The organism is Marinihelvus fidelis, from assembly GCF_008725655.1.
GTDB lineage: Bacteria > Pseudomonadota > Gammaproteobacteria > Xanthomonadales > SZUA-36 > Marinihelvus > Marinihelvus fidelis.
On sequence record NZ_VYXP01000005.1, the window covers coordinates 325,468 to 344,593 of the forward strand.

General features: G+C 64.8%; 21 protein-coding genes. 12 read left to right on the plus strand and 9 right to left on the minus strand.

The window, feature by feature from the left end; all coding sequences use genetic code 11:
* From F3N42_RS09400 to F3N42_RS15605, 3 genes are all read right to left on the minus strand, one after another.
* Complete coding sequence (locus tag F3N42_RS09400; RefSeq protein WP_150864171.1) at nt 1-342, minus strand: type II toxin-antitoxin system HicB family antitoxin; 342 nt, start codon at nt 340-342, stop codon at nt 1-3.
* Nucleotides 343-346: 4 nt separating this feature from the next.
* Nucleotides 347-532, minus strand: coding sequence for a type II toxin-antitoxin system HicA family toxin (locus F3N42_RS15910; RefSeq protein WP_150864172.1), 186 nt, complete (start codon nt 530-532; stop codon nt 347-349).
* 120 nt (nt 533-652) lie between these two features.
* Nucleotides 653-1,198 carry a hypothetical protein gene (locus F3N42_RS15605; protein WP_191621332.1) on the minus strand — a complete coding sequence of 182 codons (546 nt, stop codon included), beginning with the start codon at nt 1,196-1,198 and terminating at the stop codon, nt 653-655.
* A 135-nt stretch (nt 1,199-1,333) separates the two neighbouring features.
* Here F3N42_RS15605 and F3N42_RS09410 point away from each other — a divergent pair, with 135 nt between their 5' ends.
* Together F3N42_RS09410 and F3N42_RS09415 are read left to right on the plus strand one after the other, a co-directional pair.
* Entirely contained in the window at nt 1,334-2,896 is a 1,563-nt protein-coding gene (locus F3N42_RS09410; protein WP_191621333.1) for a tetratricopeptide repeat protein, read from the plus strand.
* 36 nt (nt 2,897-2,932) lie between these two features.
* Nucleotides 2,933-4,003: an acyltransferase family protein gene (locus F3N42_RS09415; RefSeq protein ID WP_150864174.1), complete on the plus strand. Its 1,071-nt coding sequence runs from the start codon at nt 2,933-2,935 to the stop codon at nt 4,001-4,003.
* Nucleotides 4,004-4,062: 59 nt separating this feature from the next.
* Here the strand turns inward: F3N42_RS09415 and F3N42_RS09420 are convergent, their stop codons facing one another.
* On the minus strand, nt 4,063-4,647 hold the full coding sequence (locus F3N42_RS09420; RefSeq protein WP_150864175.1) for a fasciclin domain-containing protein: 585 nt from the start codon (nt 4,645-4,647) through the stop codon (nt 4,063-4,065).
* Between the two features lie 140 nt (nt 4,648-4,787).
* Between F3N42_RS09420 and F3N42_RS09425 the strand changes: the two genes are divergently transcribed.
* From F3N42_RS09425 to F3N42_RS09440, 4 genes are all read left to right on the plus strand, one after another.
* Nucleotides 4,788-5,927 (plus strand): hypothetical protein, encoded by a 1,140-nt coding sequence (locus F3N42_RS09425; protein WP_150864176.1) that lies wholly within the window; start codon nt 4,788-4,790, stop codon nt 5,925-5,927.
* Nucleotides 5,928-6,035: 108 nt separating this feature from the next.
* On the plus strand, nt 6,036-6,272 hold the full coding sequence (locus F3N42_RS09430; RefSeq protein WP_150864177.1) for a ChpI protein: 237 nt from the start codon (nt 6,036-6,038) through the stop codon (nt 6,270-6,272).
* Nucleotides 6,259-6,597, plus strand: a complete 339-nt coding sequence (locus F3N42_RS09435) for a type II toxin-antitoxin system PemK/MazF family toxin (RefSeq protein ID WP_150864178.1) — start codon at nt 6,259-6,261, stop codon at nt 6,595-6,597. The genes F3N42_RS09430 and F3N42_RS09435 overlap by 14 nt, the downstream gene beginning before the upstream one ends.
* Before the next feature lie 57 nt (nt 6,598-6,654).
* Nucleotides 6,655-7,017, plus strand: coding sequence for a hypothetical protein (locus tag F3N42_RS09440; protein ID WP_150864179.1), 363 nt, complete (start codon nt 6,655-6,657; stop codon nt 7,015-7,017).
* A gap of 1 nt (nt 7,018) precedes the next feature.
* On the opposite strand, the gene F3N42_RS09445 is transcribed toward F3N42_RS09440, so the two are convergent.
* Nucleotides 7,019-7,900: a dienelactone hydrolase family protein gene (locus tag F3N42_RS09445; protein ID WP_150864180.1), complete on the minus strand. Its 882-nt coding sequence runs from the start codon at nt 7,898-7,900 to the stop codon at nt 7,019-7,021.
* A 116-nt stretch (nt 7,901-8,016) separates the two neighbouring features.
* On the opposite strand from F3N42_RS09445, the gene F3N42_RS09450 reads away from it, so the two are divergent.
* The gene (locus F3N42_RS09450; protein WP_150864181.1) at nt 8,017-10,425 is read left to right on the plus strand and encodes a tetratricopeptide repeat protein; all 2,409 of its coding nucleotides are present in this window, start codon (nt 8,017-8,019) and stop codon (nt 10,423-10,425) included.
* A gap of 84 nt (nt 10,426-10,509) precedes the next feature.
* Nucleotides 10,510-10,947 (plus strand): hypothetical protein, encoded by a 438-nt coding sequence (locus F3N42_RS09455; protein ID WP_150864182.1) that lies wholly within the window; start codon nt 10,510-10,512, stop codon nt 10,945-10,947.
* Between the two features lie 3 nt (nt 10,948-10,950).
* On the opposite strand, the gene F3N42_RS09460 is transcribed toward F3N42_RS09455, so the two are convergent.
* Complete coding sequence (locus tag F3N42_RS09460; RefSeq protein ID WP_150864183.1) at nt 10,951-11,340, minus strand: DUF3127 domain-containing protein; 390 nt, start codon at nt 11,338-11,340, stop codon at nt 10,951-10,953.
* A 129-nt stretch (nt 11,341-11,469) separates the two neighbouring features.
* Here F3N42_RS09460 and F3N42_RS09465 point away from each other — a divergent pair, with 129 nt between their 5' ends.
* Nucleotides 11,470-13,509 carry a DUF4910 domain-containing protein gene (locus F3N42_RS09465; RefSeq protein ID WP_150864184.1) on the plus strand — a complete coding sequence of 680 codons (2,040 nt, stop codon included), beginning with the start codon at nt 11,470-11,472 and terminating at the stop codon, nt 13,507-13,509.
* A gap of 58 nt (nt 13,510-13,567) precedes the next feature.
* Nucleotides 13,568-13,975, plus strand: a complete 408-nt coding sequence (locus F3N42_RS09470; protein WP_150864185.1) for an anti-virulence regulator CigR family protein — start codon at nt 13,568-13,570, stop codon at nt 13,973-13,975.
* A 7-nt stretch (nt 13,976-13,982) separates the two neighbouring features.
* Here F3N42_RS09470 and F3N42_RS09475 read toward each other — a convergent pair whose 3' ends face one another.
* On the minus strand, nt 13,983-14,606 hold the full coding sequence (locus F3N42_RS09475) for a hypothetical protein (protein WP_150864186.1): 624 nt from the start codon (nt 14,604-14,606) through the stop codon (nt 13,983-13,985).
* A 46-nt stretch (nt 14,607-14,652) separates the two neighbouring features.
* Between F3N42_RS09475 and F3N42_RS09480 the strand changes: the two genes are divergently transcribed.
* Nucleotides 14,653-16,902, plus strand: coding sequence for a hypothetical protein (locus F3N42_RS09480; protein ID WP_150864187.1), 2,250 nt, complete (start codon nt 14,653-14,655; stop codon nt 16,900-16,902).
* A 1-nt stretch (nt 16,903) separates the two neighbouring features.
* On the opposite strand, the gene F3N42_RS09485 is transcribed toward F3N42_RS09480, so the two are convergent.
* Both F3N42_RS09485 and F3N42_RS09490 read right to left on the minus strand, forming a co-directional pair.
* On the minus strand, nt 16,904-17,272 hold the full coding sequence (locus F3N42_RS09485; protein ID WP_150864188.1) for a helix-turn-helix domain-containing protein: 369 nt from the start codon (nt 17,270-17,272) through the stop codon (nt 16,904-16,906).
* Complete coding sequence (locus F3N42_RS09490) at nt 17,272-17,571, minus strand: type II toxin-antitoxin system HigB family toxin (protein WP_150864189.1); 300 nt, start codon at nt 17,569-17,571, stop codon at nt 17,272-17,274. Before F3N42_RS09490 ends, F3N42_RS09485 begins: the two co-directional genes overlap by 1 nt.
* 394 nt (nt 17,572-17,965) lie before the next feature.
* On the opposite strand from F3N42_RS09490, the gene F3N42_RS09495 reads away from it, so the two are divergent.
* On the plus strand, nt 17,966-19,027 hold the full coding sequence (locus F3N42_RS09495; protein WP_150864190.1) for a nuclease-related domain-containing protein: 1,062 nt from the start codon (nt 17,966-17,968) through the stop codon (nt 19,025-19,027).
* Nucleotides 19,028-19,126: the final 99 nt, after the last annotated feature.

Sequence of the window (19,126 nt, forward strand, 5' to 3'; positions counted from 1 at the left end):
TCAGTTGTCCTGAACGACACGTTCCAGTGAATTGACGACATAGCTGTTTAGACTTTCGCTGACGCCCGCGGCCCTCAGCGACAGCAGTTCATGCAACTCCGGCCCAACCCGCAGATTGAACTTGCCAGAGTACTGGCGACCGGCGGTGGGCGCGGGAAGCGTATGCCCTTCGGCCAGTTCCGAGGCGACCGTCTCTTTAATGGCATTAACCAGGTCACGGTAAACCTGGTGTTCATCGTCGCCGTGTACACCACCCAGGAAAAGTCCGGGCGAACGGCCGATGTAGCACTGATCCTCGTCTGACCATTCGACAATGCGGATGTAGTCGTCACTATTGTTCATGGGTTCACCTTGTCCAGCGCAAGCCTGACCTGCTTGACCTGGTAGTTTCTGCGTCGGCTCCAGGGTGTCCGCTTATAAAGACTACCAATCCACAAGGATGCCGGTACTTCCTGTGACTTCCCTTCGCACTGGTACGGGTGAAGCCCGCCTTGCGTAAAGAGACTTCGAGTTGGCGGATCTTCGGCGGCACAACCTGAATAGTACCGAAATGGTACCACGTGAGCTGTCAGAAATCTTCGAAACTTCCTGTAGGAAAAACTTGTTATGCAAGGAGCCGGACCGAGCGGCCCGGCTCCGTTGCGGGACGACCTTACCGGCGGAAACGGCAAACACCCGTGTAGTCGACCATGGCGTCCCCTTCGGGCGTGCTGCCAGTGCCGACGATATCCAGGTGGCATTCCACCTGGCCGCCGGCGATGGGCTGGTCGAGAAGCACCCTGCCGGTGGTCTCGCCGGTCGCCAGGTTAACGTCAAAGCGGAAGCTGTCGTCGTAGATCAGCACGGGCTCGCCACCCAGAACGGTGCCCGAGAACACCTGGTCACCCGTGTTCACCAGCGTGCCGGCGGCAAAGTCGAATACCGAGACGGGGTGGTACAGCACCCTTCCCTCTACGTCGCCATGCAGGTCAATGATGTCGGTGCTGCGCTGGACCATGCCGGTCGGGGTGGGCTCAACGCTGTGCACGATGGCCGTGGTGAAGTAGTGCACGCCGGTGCCTGCCACTTCGACACAGCTGAATGCCTCGGACCGGCAGGTTTTTTCCCAGTGTTTCGCCGGTGTGCTCGCAGGCGCCGGCGACGAAGCGGTTGCGGTGATGATCAGTACGACGATGGTGCGGACCAGTGTCATGGTCATGTCCTGTCTCCTTTCGGGTGGTTGAAAAGCATCGGTGACAAGACTGGTCGCTGGCGCGGTATCCGGCAACGGACAGGCGCGGCCAACGCCCGCGATGGCTGGCTTTGGCCGACTTTGTCCCACTACACTGGGGCCATGAGCGAGCAAAGACAGCGGCTGGACTCCTGGAAGGCGATTGCCCGTCACCTGGGCTGCAGCGTCCGCACCGCCCGCCGCTGGGAAGACGAGGAAGGCCTTCCCGTGCACCGGCAGATGCACCGGGTGCAGGCCAGCGTCTATGCCTATGCTGATGAACTGGATGCCTGGCGCACGCGCCACGAGTCGCGGCCGCCGTCACCCCGCACCACGCCGAGCCGACAGAATGCTTCGCTGGCTGTCATGCCGTTCGCATTCCTGGGCGCAGACACGGCGTCCGACTACATCGCCGACGGGCTGACAGACGAGCTTATCGCCCGCCTTTCCCACATCCGGGCCCTGCGGGTGATCTGCCGGACCTCGTCGATGGCGCTCAAGGGCACCGAGCTGTCGGCCAGGGACGTAGCCCGTCGGCTGGGGGTGACCCACCTGTTGGAAGGCACGGTGCGACTGGCGGGTGAGCGGCTGCGGATCAGTGCGCAGCTGGTGGAGCCCGGCAGCGAGGTCGCGGCCTGGTCGGCGCAATTTGATGGACTGCTGGACGATGTTTTCGACCTGCAGGAGCGCATCGCCCGGCACATCGCGGACACGCTCGCACCGCGACTCACGCCGCGTGAGGACCAGATGCTGTCGCGCAACCCCGCCAACGACGTGGACGCCTGGCAGTGTGTGCAGCAGTCGCGCCAGTCGGCATTGCGTTGGCGGCAGGACGCGATCGACGACGCCATCGCCCAGCTGGAAACCGCCGTTGATCGACTCGGGCAACGCCCGGTGCTACTGGCCGCACTGGGCCGGACCTGGCTGCAGTATCGAGAAGCGGGCCTGGATCTGGGCGAGGCGCCGCTCATCGCGGCACGTGAATGCGTCGACCACCTGGCGCGACTGGGCGATACGAGCCCCGCGACCCTGCTGCTGCGCGGCTGGGTGGCCTATCACGATGGCCGCGTGACCGATGCAATCGGCGAGCTGGAGCGCTCGATGGAAGGCAACCCCAACGACCCCGACACCCTGGGCCTGCTGGCCAACTGCCTGCTGATCTCCGGCCGGGTCGATGCCGCGCGCCCCATCATTGATCACCTGTTGTCCATTGACCCGCTGACTCCGCTGAGCCAGTGCCTGCCCGGTTGGGCGGCGGTCCTGGAGGGTGACGTCGCGGATGGCCTCGACCCGTACCGCATCATGTACGAGATGGATCCGGGTAATCCGCTGGGACGGTTGTTCTATGTCTGGGCGCTGGCGCTGAATGGCCGGGACGAAGAAGCCAGGGAGATCGCCGCAGGGTTTCCGCAGTCGCAGCAGCGCCACCCGGCCGCCGGTATCGGCGTGATGTTCGGGCAGGTGCTGGCGGGCCAGCCGCCGGCGGAGCCGCCACCGGAAGTCCTGCAGGCTGCCGGCGCCACGGAAATGTTCAGCCGCATCCTGGCCGAAGTCTACGCGCTGGCCGGCGACCATGGCGCGGCCCGGCGCTGGCTGGACGTGGCAAAAGCCCGGGGGTTCAGCAACCGTGCCTACCTGGGGTCCAGGAAAGCTCTAGGGTCAGAGCAGGGTCGTGGTTTACTCTGAGTCGACTCTGACCCGACTCTGACCCCATAACCAAGAATGAAACGCTCACTCGCTCTCGATGCCATGCGCGGTTTCACCATCGCCGCGATGATCCTGGTCAACACACCCGGTTCCTGGTCGCATATCTATGCGCCGCTGCGCCACGCCGAATGGAATGGCGCGACGCCCACGGACTATATCTTCCCGTTCTTCATGTTCATGGTCGGTGCGGCGCTGTTCCTGTCGAGCCGGCGCGCCGGCGAACTGCCGCGCCCCACGCAGGCGAAGAAGATCCTCAAGCGCACCGCCCTGCTGTTCCTGATCGGCGTGGCGCTGAACGCCTACCCGTTCACATCCAGCCCGGCCGAATGGCGCATTCTGGGCGTGCTGCAGCGTATCGCCCTGGCCTATGGCGCGGCGGCGTTCATCTGCTGGCTGCCGGGCCGGTGGCGCGCGGCCATCGCCGCCACCCTGATGCTGGGCTACTGGGCGCTGATGGTCACCGTGCCGGAGCCATGGTCGCTGGAAGGCAACCTGGTGCGAACCATCGACCTGGCGGTGCTGGGCGCCAACCACATGTGGAGCGGCCTGGGCATCGCCTTCGACCCCGAAGGCCTGCTCAGCACCCTGCCGTCCATCGTCAGCATCATGGCGGGTTTCGAAGTCACGCGTGTGTTGATGGGCGTCGGCGGAAACACAGCAGCCAAAACGAAAGTGGCCATTGCCGGTATCGCCTGCGTGGTGCTCGCGCTGGCCTGGCACCAGGTGCTGCCGATCAACAAGTCGTTGTGGACCCCGCCGTTCGTGCTCATCACCACCGGCGCGGCCATCGGCGTTTTGCTGCTGCTGGATGCCCTGGAAAGGCTGAATGCATCAAGACCCATCCTGAATGCTTTCGCCGTGATGGGCCGCAACCCGTTATTCATCTACGTACTCAGCATCGTCTGGGTGAAGACCTATGGGCTGATCGTGATCGGCGGCAAGACGCCGACGGGCTGGCTGTATGGCGGGCTGTCTTCGGTGATGTCCGAGGTCAACGCCTCACTGGCCTATGCGCTGCTGCATGTCGCGCTGTTCTGGGTGATTGCCTGGCTGCTGCACCGCAAGGGCGTGACCATCAGTCTGTGAACACATAAAAAAGCGGGGCCCGGAGGCCCCGCAACAGGTGGAGTGCACAGAAAACCGGTTCAGGCGCAGTTGCTGGGCGGCACGAACGGCAGCACCACTTCGTCGATCACGTGGATGATGCCGTTGTCGGCTTCCACGTCGACAAAGATGATGTTGGCGTCGCGGCCCACGGCGTCGGTCAGCGTGCCGCCGGACTGCCACAGGAAGCCGCCATTAATGGTGCGCAGTTGGTCGCTGCCCAGCACTTCGCCGGAATCCCGGCGGCCGTTCAGCACGTGGTAGCTCACCACGGTCCGCACCTGCTCCGTCGTCAGGTCACCAATACTCAGGCACAGCGTGTTGAGCGTGGCTTCGAGGTTGGCGAAGGCCTCGTCGGTGGGCGCAAACACGGTGCGCTGGCCGCGGCGGGTCAGGGCGTTCAGCAGGGCCGGGTCGCCGGCGACCACGCTGACGATGGTGTTGATGGTGAACGGCGCGTCTTCACCGGCCGCGTTCAGGGCGTCGCGGGTGGCGATGGCGACATCAACGATGGTGTCCTGCGCCGGCGGGCCCTTGCCGTTGTCAGACTTGGGGCCGGCGAAGGTGGCGGCAGGCAGGGCGATGAATGCGCTGGCCAGTGCCAGCCATGCATTGCGAATTCTCATGTCGAACTCCTCAGGTAGGGGAACAGGGGAGCGTTATGGTGATACGGGCCGCGTCAATGGACGGTCAACGCCGGGTGAAGCCGCTGTGAAGGGCCGGGCCGAACGGCTATTCTGGGTCGCATGACCCTGGAAGTACGGCCATGAACTCGCTACGCCCGCACCACCTGGCGGCGCTGTTACTGGCGCTGGCCGGCGTCGGCCTGCCGTTCGCGAGAGCCGCGCAGGCGTCCGTGCCAAACGATGACCCGCTCAGCGACCTGCGGGTGCCGGGCGAATTGTGTCGCAACTATTTCTTTGTCCCGGTCAGCCTGGCGCCGCGCGACGGCTACCCCGAAGACCGCACCCTGTGGTTCATCTACGACACCGGCAACGAAGTCACCGTGGTCGACCCCGAGAGCCTGGAGCGGGTGTCGAACCGCAAATTCGACACCGGCGACCGCGTCAACCTGGTCGACGCCACTGCCGGTGACATCACCTGGAACAAGCTGCCCACCCGCCTGCGCCAGCTCGACCACCTGTCGATGGCGCTGGGTCGGCCCATTGACGGCATCCTGCACTTCGAGGCGTTCGGCGATTACCTGGTCACGCTGGATTACGCATCAGGCGAACTGCGCCTGGACGAGGGCCGCCTGCCCGAAGCGGACGGCATCAACGTCTACTCCAGCAAAGGCCCCGACGACCGACCCTGGCTGGACGTGACCCTGGACGGCAAGCGCCGCCAGGTGCTGGTCGACAGCGGTGCGGGCGCAACGGTGCTGAAGATCAGGCGACTGGGCCGGGTGAAGACACAGCAGCCACCCGTGGACGCCGGCGCGTCATTCAAGATCAACCGGGTTGAAACCTTCCAGGCAGCCCGCGCGGCCGGTGACGCGAGCTTGGGCCGCTTCACGCTGCGCGCGCCCACGCTCACCAGCACCCGCGGCACGCAGCTGCTGGGTGGCGAGGCCATGCGCCATTTCACGTGGACCTTCGACCCGGCACGCGCGCGGATGCGCATCGTTCCGGTAGACCCCATAAACGACATCACCTTCGGTCCGTTCGAAGGCAACGGCCTGGTGCTGGCGCCCGTCGATGACGGCCTGCGCGTGCACCAGGTCCTGGCGGGCAGCGCCGCCGAGGGCCGGGGCATCCGCAAAGATGACGTGATCGTCCGGATTAGCGGCCGCGAACTGCTGGACCGCGACTGTTCGCCGGAACTCGGTGTAGCGGTGAGCTACACCCTGCGCCGGGACGGCGTGGAGCGCGAAGTGACCGTGCCACCGACCCGCTTCGTCGACTAAGTTAACTGAAACTTCCCACGTTCATTCAGGCGAATTGCCTATAGATGCCTGGATGGATCCGGGTCATACTGGCTTGAGTTGGTATGACCCGGGTATTACCCTGTGCGAATGAAACTTGCCATATCGATCCCCGACGCCGTGTTCGAGGCGGCTGAACGCCTGGCGCAGGAACGCGGCGTCCCACGCAGCCAGCTCTACGCAGAAGCAATGAAGGCGTACCTGTCACAACACGAGGGTGATTCGGTCACGGCTCGCCTGGACCGGGTGCACGGTGACGCCGGGCATGCGCTTGATGCATCCCTGGCCAGGGCGCAATTCAACGGCATCGACGATGAAGCGTGGTGAGATCCGCTGGGCGAACCTGCCCGGCCCCACCGGCTCCGGCCCTGGACATCGCCGCCCCGTGCTGGTCGTCCAGTCCAACCCGTTCAATCAAAGTCGAATCGCCACCGTCATCGTCGCGGTGATCACGTCCAACCTGGCGCTGGCGGAAGCGCCGGGCAACGTGCGCCTGTCAAAACGGGACTCAGGGCTGTCCAGGCCATCGACCATCAACGTATCGCAACTGGTAACACTCGACCGTGCATTGCTGGGTGAACGGGTCGGCGTGCTTCCTGCGGTCATTCTCGCGCGCGTCGACGACGGCCTGCGTCTGATCATCGGTGTTTGATTCCACATCGGCGTTCAGTGCTAGGCTATTGACCCCTCTCCAACAGGACTCGACGCCATGCGCAAACGAACATTGCTGATGCCCGCCACAATGGTCTTGATGATGGCCACGGCGCACGCCGAGGAAGGCGATGGCGTGACCGCCATGTGCCTGGATCGATATGATGCGGACGCCTGCGCCTGTGCCAGCAAGGCCCTGCGGGGAGAAGTGAGCGCCGAAGACTTCGAGCTTTACGACGCCATCGGCGCCGATTACATGGAGCGGCTGGAAGCGGGGGAGGACATGAGTGCGGCCTGGAGCGCGGCCAGCGACACCCAGGCGGAGCGCCTGGGTGTGAAAACGTCCGGCCTGCTTAAGCGCACCAACGCCATCGGCCGCGCCCATCGCGCGGCCATCAAGGCCTGCTCAGGCGAAGACTGACTCAGGCCAGTCGTTCCCCAAACAGTGTCAGCATCCGTGCCCAGGCTTTCTCGGCCTGGGCCTCGTTGTAGGCGTCGCCATCCGGCGGGCACCAGCCGTGCAGCGTGCCTTCGTAGACCTCGATTTCGGCCTGGTCTGACTTGCCGGCGTCGGCAAAGGCCTTGCGCAGCTTAACCTTGGCGTCCGGGTCGCGCTCGTCGTCGTTCTCGGCAATCGCCACCAGCATGCCGGCGTCAATGTCATTGACCAGGCGGTGCGGGCTGTCCTCGGCATCGGTGGCCAGGCCACCGCCGTGGAAGGAGCAGCCGGCGCCGATGCGCTCGGGGTAGGCCGCCGCCAGGCGGAACACGTAGGAGCCGGTCATGCAGTAGCCGGCGGTGCCGATCATGCGCCCGGAATCGACCGCGTCACTGGCGTCCAGCCAGTCAATAAACGCGCCACCGTCAGTGACACAGGTCTCGGGCGAGAGCGCCGCGCGGTACGGCCCGATGCGCTCGCGCACCTTCGGGTCGCCATAGCTTTCACCCGGCTTGATCACCTCGCCGTGCACCATGCGGTAATACGGGTTCACCACCAGCACCGCGTAGCCGGACTGCGCGAGCCGCTCGCCCATGGCGCGGAACGCCGGGCGGATGCCCTTCACGTCCGGCCACATGATGACCCCGGCGCCCGTGCCGGACGCGGGATGGGCGAAGAAGCAGTCGGCCTCGCCATCCGGCGTGGGCACCCTGACCTCGGACGTCACCACGTCGGCCGCGTTGGCCACCGGCGGCAGCATGGCCATCAACGCGGCGGCCGACAGGCCGGCACCAAACTCGCGGCGCGTGAACCCGCGGCGGCGCAGATCGCGTTCGATATCGCGTTCAGTCAGGTCATCACACATTGGGCGTCTCCTGTAGGTCGCGTGGCGCTCTATCGTACAGGTAGTAGACTGGTAAGGAGAACGGGCAGGAGCACGGCCATGATCCATGCGTCAGCAACGGGGGGACCGTGGCGACGTTGAGCCAATCGATCAGCGCCCTGTGGCGCGAACTGCAACGGCGAAAGGTGGTTCGCGTGGCGATCGCCTATGGCGCGTTCGCCTGGCTGTTGCTGCAGTTCGGCGACATCGCCTTCGACGTCTTCGGCACGCCGGGCTGGAGCATGCGCACGCTGTTCGTGATCCTGCTGGCCGGACTGCCGGCCGTGGTTGTACTGGCCTGGGTCTTCGAAGTCACGCCCGGCGGCATCGACCGCACCGGCCCGCCCAATCGCCCGAAATCCGTCGGCTCCCCGGTCACCCTGCTGGCCCGCCTGCCGGAACGCACACACACCACACCCAGCGGCCCCGACAACCCGGCCGGCCTGCTGATGCGCGAGTACGCCCTGCTGGCCGAGGACTTCCACGTCGACACCGCACAGGTCACCAGCGACGGCATGGTGCTGGAATTCGCCCACGCGCTGGACGCGATGGCCTTCGCCAGCCACGCGCAGGCCCACGCCCGCCGCCTGGACCTGCCGCTGCGCATGGGCATGGACCACGGCACCGGCGGCGACGCGTTCCGGCTGGCCGAAATGGCCTCACCCGGCTCGCTCTGGGTCTCTGACGGCGTGTACCAGGAATTGAACGCGCTGGACATCGAAGGCGTCAGGACGGCCCTCGGCCAGGTCGTCACCCGCCCGGGGCCCGGCGGCACCGACGCCCACGGCCTGGACACCGGCCCCCTGGACGCCGTCGACGCCGACATGCGCGGCCTGGGCGCCGTCTCCTCGATGGGCTCACAACCCTCGCTGCTGATCCGCACCCTGGCGCTGGCCTTCCTCACCGCCGTCGTCGGCCTGCTGTGGACCCTGCTCCCCAACTTCATGGACAACGACGAGCTCCCCACGCTCGCCGTGCTGCCGTTCGAAAACCTGGCCCCTGACGGCGAAGATGCCACCCTGGCCGAGGGGCTGAGCGACGACCTGTTTCATGCCATCACGCAGATCGACCGCATCCGGATCGCCGCCAGGCGGGCCTCGCGCACGATCGATGACACGGGCATGTCGGTCAGTGAGATCGGCGCGTTGCTTGGCGCCGGCCTGTTGCTGGAAGGCGAGATCCGGCCACGGGGTGACCGACTGCTGGTCAATGTCTGGCTGACCGATACCCAGAAATCGGTGGAGCGCTGGAGCCAGCGATACGATCTGCCGCGGTCACAGGCGCGACAGATTCGCGAAGGCCTGGCCCGCGACCTGGCCGCGGAGCTGGGCCTGGAGAGTGGTAGTACCCTGTTGGCCGGCTCGGTCACCGAGAGCCCTGAAGCGTATCCGCTCTACCTGGAGGCACGGGGTTATTTCAGCCGCCCGAACACCGAGGCGAACCTGGGCAGGGCCCAGGCGCTGTTTGAGCAGGCCATCTATCACGCGCCCGATTTCGTTGCCGCCAAGGCTGGCCTGTGCCAGACCTACCTGGCCTGGTACCGGACCTTCAAGGACAAGCGCCAGTTTGAAACCGCGCGCGCCTATTGCACGGAGGCCCTTGGCACCCAGCAGGACAATGTCCAGGTGCTGGTGGCGCTGGGTGATCTTTTCCTGGTCCAGGGCGACACGCGGCAAGCGAGGAAATACCTGGAGCTGGGCCAGGCACTGAACGGCGAAGACGTGGAGATCAAGCGGGGCCTGGCCGAGGCCCTGATCATGGAGCAGCGCTACGAGGAAGCCGAGGAGGTGCTGCAATACGCCATTGGCCTTGAGCCGGCCTATGCGCCGCTCTACGCGGACCTGGGCCGAACCTACCTGATGTCCAACCAGCCTGCGCGAGCCATCGAGGCGTACTTGAAAGTCACCGCACTGGAGCCCGGCGACATGACTGCCTGGTCAAACCTGGGCGCATCGCATTACTACCTGGGTGACTTTGAACAGGCCGCGCTCGCCTACGAGAAGTCACTCGCGCTGGAAGAAACGCACATGGCCCTGTCCAACGCGGCGACGATGCACTACTACGCCGGTGATTTCGTCCGCGCCCGTGACCTTTACGCGAGGGCCACGGAACTCGCGCCCAAGGACTACCGGCTTTGGACCAACCTGGCCGACGCCGAGCGACAGGTTGAAGGTGCGGGTGACGATGCGGAGCAGCGCTACGCGCTGGCGTACCAGCAAATCATCGACAGCCTGGAGATCAACCCGGACGACGCCCAGGCGCACGCGCTCGCGGCCTGGTGCGCGATACAGACAGGTCGTCCCGAAGATGGTCAGCGCTACATGCAGCGCGCCATGCAACTGGATGCCGAAAACTTCGACGTCATCTACTACGGCGCGCTCGTGGCCGAGTTGTCTGGCGACTTCGAAACGGCGTCCCAACTCCTGGACCAACTGGTGGAAAAAGGCTTCCCCCTGCGGGTGCTCAAGGCGACCCCGGGGCTTGGTGAGTTGCTGCCGGAAGCCTGAACCCGGTGATTCGCATGGATTTTTCGGAAATTTTGACCTAGGTTTTAGTCACGGCTACAGCGAGCCAGTCACCGGGAGAGCACCATGGGGCAAGTCAATATCAGGCACGAGGTCCTTGAAACAACGGTAGATGGGAACACGGTCAGGGTTGGCGCCTTGTACAAGACAAAGTTCAGCGTCAAAGGAAAGAAGGGTGACAGCATCAAATTCAGGCGAACCGAGAAAGACAGCACCAATGGCTTTCGCGTTGAGTTTAATAAGTCACCGGTCGCTACGGGCGAAACGGAATGGCGGTCCACCGATAGTCATCCTCCTCACACCGTCGACATCGATAACGTCGTCAACGGGGAGTACGAGTACAAGATTTTCTACGAGCACGAAGACGAAATCGGCAAAGTGCTGCCGCTCGACCCGGTGATCATCATTGGCCACATCTCACTGAAGTCACTGGTGGCTTCAGTGATTATTGCCGCGGTTATCTCTCTTGTACTGGGCTACTTTGCCGCCAGCGTGTTTGGCTAGGCCTCAGAACGGCGGATCGTCGTCCGCCGGGCCGCGCTGGTCGTAGTCGTCCGGGCCGGGGCCGAAGTCCTGGTTCATGCCGTCGCCGGCAGCGGCACCGTTGCCGGCCGCTTCCAGGCGCCAGGCCTCGATGTTGGTGAAGTAGTCAGTCGCGCCGGTGTCGCGGCGCGTGTACTCGCGGCCCTTCAGGTTGAAGTGCACCTTCAGTTCGTCGCCCACCTTGAACGTGTCGAGCAGTTCGCACTTGTCCTGCACCAGCTGGAATTTCACCATTTGCGGATAGTTACCGTCAGCAATCTCCAGCGCGAACTCGCGTTTGCGGAAGCGGTCGCTGATCTGCTGGGTGTCCATGATGGCCTTAAGCGTGCCGGTGGTCTCGAACTTGTTGCTCATATCGGTGTGAGTCGTCGGTGTGTTTCGGGGGGCGTCATTCTAACGAATCCGGGCCGGCGTTTGGGGCGCTCGGCTGCCATCCGGCGGGTGACTATACTGGGCCCAACCCTTCAGCAGGCCGACAACCACATGAACAAGCCCTCCGTGCGCGTTGCCACCGCGCTTTTCGCCCTGGCCATCGCGTCGGCGACCACAGCCCAGCCGTTACCGCAACCCGAAGCGCCCGGCTCAAACCTGGAAAGCCTGGTTGAAAAGCCCGTGATCGAAGCCATCGCTGACGAGGTCAGCGGCGTGGCGGCCAAGCGCAACCTGGACACCCTGACGCTGTACCACCGCACGCGCGCCAGTTCGCAGTTCCGGCAGGCCGCCGTTCACGTGCTGGACCAGCTCAAGGCGTACGGCTTCGACAACGCGCAGCTGCGCACCTATCCCGCCGATGGCGACACGATGTTTGGCACGCAGAAGTCGCGGCCGGCCTGGGATGTCGAGTTTGCCGAGCTGTGGGAGCTGGATGCCGATGGCCAACGCGTGCAGCGACACGGCAGTTGGGATGCCATGCCGCTGTCGGTGGCACAGGACTCGGTCTCCGGCCGGGCCACGGCGGCCCTGGTCGACATTGGCGTCGGCACCGACCCGGCCGACTACGAGGGCAAGGATATCGCCGGCAAGCTCGTGCTGACCGAGAGCCAGCCCGGCGCGGTGCAGGACCTGGCTGTGACCGAGCACGGCGCCGCCGGCATCATTTCCTACGCGCCCAACCAAAAGAGCGCCTGGTGGAAGGAGGACGACCGCCTGGTGCGCTGGGGTCACCTGGATTCGTTCAAGGCGCCCGGCACCTTCGCCTTCATGGTTAACCTGCGAACCGCCAACCAGTGGAAGGCGCGCCTGGCCGCCGGCGAGACCATCACCCTTGACGCCGAGGTCCGCGCCACGCGCGAGCCCGGCGAGTACGTGCTGGTCGACGCCGCCATCAAGGGCGCCTCGTCCGACGACGAAATCATCTACACCTGCCACCTGGATCACCCGCGACCCAGCGCCAACGACAATGCCTCCGGCTGCGTGGCCGAGCTCGAAGCCGCGCGCGTGCTGAAGGTGTTGATCGACCAGGGCCGCCTGCCGCGCCCGGCGCGTACCCTGCGCTTTATCTGGCCCGCCGAGATCGAGGGCAGCCTGATCTACCTGGTCAGCCGCGACGACACCGACCGCATCAAGGCCAACATCCACCTGGACATGGTGGGCGGCGCGCCGGTCACCAAGAGCGTGTTCCGTATTGCCGGCGGGCCGATGAGCCTGCCCACCTTTATCAGCGACGTCGGCCACGAGATCGGACGCTTCGTCAACGACCAGACCCTGGCCTATGCCTCCGGCGAGGGCGCGGACTTCCCGCTGGTGAGCGCCGAGGGCAGCAAGAACCCGCAACTGGCCGTAATGGAGCAGGTCTACAGCATGGGCAGCGACCACCAGGTGTTCCAGGAAGGCAGCTACCGCATCCCGGGCATCTACCTGCACGACTGGCCGGACCGCTACATCCACACGAATTTCGATACCGCCGCCAACATCGACCCCACCAAGCTGAAACGCGCCGCCTTCATCGTCGCGCTGCAGGGCTACTACCTGGCGGCATTTGGCGAGGACGACGTCGAGCCGCTCACTCGCCTGCTGGCCGCCAACGCCCTGGCGCGGGCGCGCGATCGGGTGCTGTCGCTGCCCGGCCTGGCGCCCATGGACCGCGTGCCGGTGATGGGCATCCACTGGCAGCATGAGCGTGGCAAGTTGGCCAGCATCAACGCCTTCGCGCCGCTGCCGGAGCCCCTGGCGGCGGAGATCGAGGACCAGTACGCCGCCCTCGAGACCATGACCACGCCAAAGATCAACCCGGCCATGGCCGAGCTGGTGGACCTGACCGTCTACACCCGCAACCCGGACATCACCGGCCCCATGGACGGCTTCGGCTATAGCTACCAGGCCGACAGGCTGGATGCCGAAACGGCGGCCGGCCTGGCCCTGCCCTACGACATGACCTGGGAGGCCCTGAACCTGGTCGACGGCCAGCGCACGGTGACGGATATCCGCCGCTGGCTGGTGGCGCAGAAGGGCGATGTGGCGCTGGAAGCGGTGGCGGGGTACCTGGCGGCGTTGGCGGAGATCGGGGTTGTTAGAGAGCGTTAATGAAACATTTGACGCCGTTGGCGGCCTAAGTCCTCACCACCACAAAAGGAGTGAAGTGATGAGAACCCGACGATTCGGCACCGTGATTCTCGCCGCGGCACTGGCTATGCCGGTGGCCGTCATGGCCGACCCACCTGCCCATGCGGGCAACAAGGGCAACAAGTCCGTCAAGGTGAACGTGGATGTCGACCTGGCCAGCGGCCTGATTTCCGTGGCCGACGCGCGCCAGTTGGCTATCGACACCGGCGCCACCGGCTACAAGCCGCTACCCCCGGGTATTCGCAAGAACCTGGCCCGGGGCAAACCCATGCCGCCGGGTATCGCCAAGACCCGCATGCCTGGCGGGTATTACGACCGGCTGCCCCATCGTGACGGCTATGACTGGCAGGTGGCGGGCACGGACCTGCTGCTGATCCAGGCGGGCACCCAGTTGGTGGCAGAGGTGCTGGAAGACGTCTTCCGCTGACGCCGGATCAGGGCTCGGCCGGCAACGGCTCGACCCGCATGGCGCGGACGGCAAAGCGGCGGGTTTCCTCGACGGACGGGCAGCAGTACGGGTCATTCTTGGCGTGCGCCAGCAGGCCCACGCGGATGACCCCGTCTTCGATGGCAAAGTCGTAAGGGAACACCCGGTCGCCCAGCTCGGCCGGTAGCCGCCCGAACAGCTCGCCGCGCTGGCGGTCCAGCACCTGCAGCGAGATAAATGTGCCCGAACCGCCGAAGTTCTCGGACACCAGCGCCGCGGCTTCAATCGCGCCGTCGCCGTCCAGGTCCGCCCACTGGCAGCCCAGCACCTTGATTGACACCCGCGCCTCCGGCGGCGTGGTCCGCGCGAAGGCGCCGGCTCGCAGCCGCACCGGGCCTTCCGCGTAGGCCGGGTTCGAAGCGCCGGCAATCACCCACGGCCAATCGCCTTCCAGCACGTCAGAGCTGGTGACGCCGTTCCGTGGTGCACCTGTGCCCGCCGCGGCGTCCGGCTCGACGCCCAGGCAGGAGTCCAGGTTCACCGGCTGGCCGTCGTAGCTGTCGTCCGGGCCGCAGGCGGTGAGGGCGATGGCGGTGATGGCAAGCAGGCAGGTGAGTATTCGGGATCGCATGGCAGCAGGGTTCATGGACGCGTGAGAGAGAGTATCATCAACGTCAATGGGCCTTTTCGAGGAACTCAAGCGTCGCAATGTCATCCGCGTGGGCATCGCCTACGCGGTGATGGCCTGGCTGTTGATGCAGATTGCCGACGTGCTGATCGACAACCTCGACGCGCCGGACTGGGTGTTCAGTACGCTGCTGATCGCCCTGGGCATCGGTTTTCCGCTGGTGCTGGTGTTTGCCTGGGCCTTCGAGCTGACACCGGAGGGCGTCAAGCGCGAGCGCGATGTCGACCGGCAGCAGTCCATCACCCACAACACCGGCAGGCGGCTGAACCGCGTGATCATGGCCACGCTGGTGCTGGCCGTGGGCTACCTGCTGGTGGACAAGTTCATCCTGACCGACACCGCGCCGGCGCAACAGGTCGCCGACAACATGGCGGAATCCGCCGACACCCGGGCCCCGTCCGAACCCGCCGGCAACGCCGTCTCGGTGGCCGTGCTGCCGTTCGTCAACATGAGCGCCAACGCCGAGAACGAGTACTTCTCCGACGGCCTGACCGACACACTGCTGCACATGCTGGCGCAGCTGCCCGAGCTGCGCGTGGCGGCCCGAACGTCGTCATTCGCCTTCAAGAACCAGAACAAGCCGGTGCAGGAAATCGCCGCCGCGCTGGGCGTCGGCAACATCCTGGAAGGCAGCGTCCAGCGCGCCGACAACCAGGTTCGCGTGACCGCGCAGCTGATCCGCGCCAGCGATGGCATTCACCTGTGGTCGGGCAATTACACGCGGCCGCTCGAAGGCATCTTCGCCATCCAGGACGAGATCGCCACCGATGTCGCCAGCGCCCTGGACGTGGCGCTGCTGGGCGGTGACCAGGCGCCGCGCCACCCGGAAACCGAGAGTGTCGACGCCTACGACCTGTACCTGCAGGGCCTGGAGCAGCGCGACATCAGCTCGTTCGCCTCGCTGGGCCAGGCCGAGAGCCTGTTCAAGCAGGCCATTTCAATGGACCCTGGTTTTATCGACGCCAAGCTGGCACTGGCCGTGACCTACCTGATGCAGCACAACACCGGCATGGTGACGAGAGAAGAGTTTGAGCCGGCCGCGTTCTCGTTGGTCAGCCAGGTAAAAGAACAGGAGCCGGACAACCGCCTGGCGCGGGCCGTCGAACTGTCGCTGATATTCACCGAGGAGCGAAGCTACAACACCGAGACGGATGAGTTGGAAGCCGCCGCCGCGGAACTGGCCGGGCTGCTGGCACTGCTGCCGCAGCAGTCCTTCCTGCGCGGCCAGCTGGCCGTGGGCGTGGCCTACGGCCTGCAGCGCTTCCAGCAGGGGCTGGACATTATCGAGGCCGGCCTGATCCTGGACCCGCTATCGGCTGAGCTCTACGCGCAGAAGGGCAATATCCTGCGCGGCATGGAACGCAACGAAGACGCGAATGCCGCCTTCCAGCGCGCGCTGGAACTGGAGCCGGACAACCCCAACCACTACAGCCGCATGGCCCGCTCCGCCATGGTGCAGGGCGACCTGCGCGGTGGTTTTGCCTGGCGGTTGCGGCACGTCCAGCTCGACCCGGAAGACCATGAAGTGGTGGCCACGCTGGCCCGCCAGTTCTACGAATGGGACCTGCTGGAAGAAGGCGACCTGTGGGCGGAACGGGTCCGCGCGCTGGCGCCAAACTCGGATTTCGTCCAGCGCCTGCGCATCGATCGTGCCCTGGCCGCCGGCGATACCGACGCCATCATCAACATCGCCGAAGGCATGATCCGCCAGCCCGCCACCATGCGCCACGGCGTCTATCCCACCGCGCTGTTTGAGTGGCTGCAGGCCATGAGCATGAGCGGCCGCAGCGAAGGCGCACTGCCTCTGCTGCAGGAGGCTTTTCCTGGCCTTGATGACCTGTCGACACCGCAACCGTCGCCCCAGGGCGTGATGGCCCAGTACGCCTGGGTAGAGCTGCTGGCCCGCACCCGCCCCAGGGAAGAAGCGCTGGCCGCCTGGGAACAGTACCGGCAGACGCGCTCGGCATTCGGCATGGAATGGGCCGACGACCCCTACATCCGCATGTTCGACGCCCTGCTGCGCAATGACCTGCAACGCGCCACCGACCAGGCCCTCGAAGACCTCGCTGCTCCCATCCACGAATGGCCCCGCCGTACCTACGCCTACAGCGACCCCTTCCTGGCCGCCGTCACCAGCGACCCCCGCGTCACCGCCCGCATCGCCGAACTCGACCGCGAGTACGCCCAGGGCCAGGCCGTCATCCGCGAACTGGTGGAGAGCGAGGCGTGGGATCCTTGAGTCAGGTCGCGGTCTCGTAAGCCTGGATCAGGGGCTCGGCTGGCAGGTTCCAGCCCGAGGTAATGGCGCGGATCTGCGCCAGGCTCAGGCAGCGCTGGCGGTTGAGCAGCTCAGAGGCCCGCGGGCGCGACTTCAGCAGGGTCGCTAACGCGGCCTGGTCCTTGCCCATCAGATCCATCGCGGATTTCAGGAAAGCCACCGGGTCGGGGCTGGCTATGGGGTACTGGCGCTCTTCCCAGGCCTCGATAAGCGTCACCAGGATGTCCAGCTCATCACCTTGCGGCGTATCCGGCCGGGCGTCCATCAGCGCATCGACGCGTGCCAGCGCGCGCTCGTAGTCATGCTCGGTCTTGATGGGGTAAACATTCATCAAATGGTCTCTGCGTCAACCTGGTCATATGCTTCATGCGTCCCCACAAAGCGGATATAGCCTGTTCGGTACGCGTAGTTGAACTTCACGATCAGCCGGTACTTATTTCCACCGATGTCGAACACCATCCGGTTGCCGGCGATAACACTGGCGCTCGCGAACTGGCCCTTGATGTCATGCGGTGACGCCCAGTCCGCCTTGCGGGCGAGCACCCACCAGGCCCGCAAAGGCAACTCCGCATCCTGGTGCTGCGGTTGTGACCAGAACGAAACCAGGGTTTTCCGGCTGATGATTCGCAACGGTCACGACGTCCTGTTTCGGAGATATTGTAGAGTGTTCCCGCTATGGGAACAAGCGTGCAAGGTGTTCATTTGATGTGAGTTTAGAACGCCATACAGCACCGGCCTATGGCATGAATCTGAAATTCCCGTAGGACATTGCTTGATCATCATTGCAATTAAGGAGCGTGACTCCAGAAATGCAAGGATGATGAGATGATTCACTCACTATCAATAATTATCAATTTTCCGAAAATTGATAATAGTGGTGCTGGCGACCCGCTCTAAGGGAGGCTCGGGTGCGGAGATTGTGTTTTGCTTTTTCACCAATTCCGGATTCCAGAATCTGGAATGAACCCACTCGGCAACCTGGGGCTCTCTCGTCAATGACGTCAGCGGTATACGGGCTAGAATCATGATTTACATCGTCCTGGTCGTTGTAGTCGGCGCCGTTGCTGTGCTGACCGCCTGGCTCAACTCCCCCGGCGCCAAGGGCCGCCGCGGCGAGGCCATGGTCGAACGCACCCTGGCCAGACTCGACCCCGGCGAGTACCGCGTACTGCACAACGTGACCCTGCCCACCACCGGCGGCCACACGACACAGATCGATCATGTCGTCATCAGCCGCTACGGCATCTTCGTGCTGGAAACGAAACACCTGGCCGGGTGGGTCTTCGGTAAGGCTGGCGACGCCAAGTGGACGCAATCCTTCGGCCGCCACGCCAGGAACACCTTCCAGAATCCGCTGCGCCAGAACCATGCACACGTGAAAGCCCTGCAAACCGCCACCGGCCTGGGTGATGAAGCCTTCGAGTCGCTGGTGATCATGACCGGCAAGGCCACGTTCAAAACCGGCATCCCCAAGGGCGTCCTCGCACTGCGCGACCTGATGCAGGTGCTCCGCGCCATGCCCCGCCAACGCCTGACCGACACCCAGGTCAAAGCGGCGGTAAACGCCATCGAAGCCGCCCGCCTGGCCCCCGGCCCCGAGACCGACCGCGAGCACATCGAAACCACCGTTCGCCGCCACGGCGCCGGCAATGGTATGGTCGCAACAGCCAGCAAGCTGTATTTCAGGGGGCTCGCCATCAACATCGGACTCAAACTCATCGGTGTCGCACTGATGATCGCCGTGGCCTGGTTTGCCTACCAGCGCATCAGTGACATCACGACCGACTATGCGGAAAGCCAACTGACCGGCAAACCGGCGGCCACGCAGCCCGCGCCTGAAACAGCGCCGCCGACACCCGTGCCCGCGACGAGCCCGGTACCAGAAACGACACCCCCAACCACCGCGGAAACCACCCCGGAACCGGAGCCAGCCCCTGCCCCGACAGACATCCGCAACCGGATGCCCAAGGACGTCCGCTGCGCCTACAGCCCGGACACCGACCGCTGTGCCTGCCTGGACCCGCGCGGGTTTAAGTACCAGGCGGCGTTGGAACAGTGCAAGGCAAGGGCTTTGGGGGAGGCCTGATTTAGGCTATATATCAGCTGCTTAACACAGGGTAATCAGCAACCAGACGGCCCACTAATCAACAAATAGACGCTAGCTTAACCAGCAAATAGACGCTAA

Bases quoted from the DNA above. Each gene is read 5' to 3' on its own strand.
- F3N42_RS09455 (WP_150864182.1), top strand. From the start codon at position 10,510: ATGGGGCAAGTCAATATCAGGCACGAGGTCCTTGAAACAACGGTAGAT.
- F3N42_RS09460 (WP_150864183.1), bottom strand. From the start codon at position 11,340: ATGAGCAACAAGTTCGAGACCACCGGCACGCTTAAGGCCATCATGGAC.
- F3N42_RS09420 (WP_150864175.1), bottom strand. From the start codon at position 4,647: ATGAGAATTCGCAATGCATGGCTGGCACTGGCCAGCGCATTCATCGCC.
- F3N42_RS09480 (WP_150864187.1), top strand. From the start codon at position 14,653: ATGGGCCTTTTCGAGGAACTCAAGCGTCGCAATGTCATCCGCGTGGGC.
- F3N42_RS09425 (WP_150864176.1), top strand. From the start codon at position 4,788: ATGAACTCGCTACGCCCGCACCACCTGGCGGCGCTGTTACTGGCGCTG.
- F3N42_RS09440 (WP_150864179.1), top strand. From the start codon at position 6,655: ATGCGCAAACGAACATTGCTGATGCCCGCCACAATGGTCTTGATGATG.
- F3N42_RS09465 (WP_150864184.1), top strand. From the start codon at position 11,470: ATGAACAAGCCCTCCGTGCGCGTTGCCACCGCGCTTTTCGCCCTGGCC.
- F3N42_RS09445 (WP_150864180.1), bottom strand. From the start codon at position 7,900: ATGTGTGATGACCTGACTGAACGCGATATCGAACGCGATCTGCGCCGC.
- F3N42_RS15605 (WP_191621332.1), bottom strand. From the start codon at position 1,198: ATGACCATGACACTGGTCCGCACCATCGTCGTACTGATCATCACCGCA.
- F3N42_RS09415 (WP_150864174.1), top strand. From the start codon at position 2,933: ATGAAACGCTCACTCGCTCTCGATGCCATGCGCGGTTTCACCATCGCC.
- F3N42_RS09410 (WP_191621333.1), top strand. From the start codon at position 1,334: ATGAGCGAGCAAAGACAGCGGCTGGACTCCTGGAAGGCGATTGCCCGT.
- F3N42_RS09435 (WP_150864178.1), top strand. From the start codon at position 6,259: ATGAAGCGTGGTGAGATCCGCTGGGCGAACCTGCCCGGCCCCACCGGC.
- F3N42_RS09495 (WP_150864190.1), top strand. From the start codon at position 17,966: ATGATTTACATCGTCCTGGTCGTTGTAGTCGGCGCCGTTGCTGTGCTG.
- F3N42_RS09430 (WP_150864177.1), top strand. From the start codon at position 6,036: ATGAAACTTGCCATATCGATCCCCGACGCCGTGTTCGAGGCGGCTGAA.
- F3N42_RS09400 (WP_150864171.1), bottom strand. From the start codon at position 342: ATGAACAATAGTGACGACTACATCCGCATTGTCGAATGGTCAGACGAG.
- F3N42_RS09485 (WP_150864188.1), bottom strand. From the start codon at position 17,272: ATGAATGTTTACCCCATCAAGACCGAGCATGACTACGAGCGCGCGCTG.
- F3N42_RS09475 (WP_150864186.1), bottom strand. From the start codon at position 14,606: ATGCGATCCCGAATACTCACCTGCCTGCTTGCCATCACCGCCATCGCC.
- F3N42_RS09470 (WP_150864185.1), top strand. From the start codon at position 13,568: ATGAGAACCCGACGATTCGGCACCGTGATTCTCGCCGCGGCACTGGCT.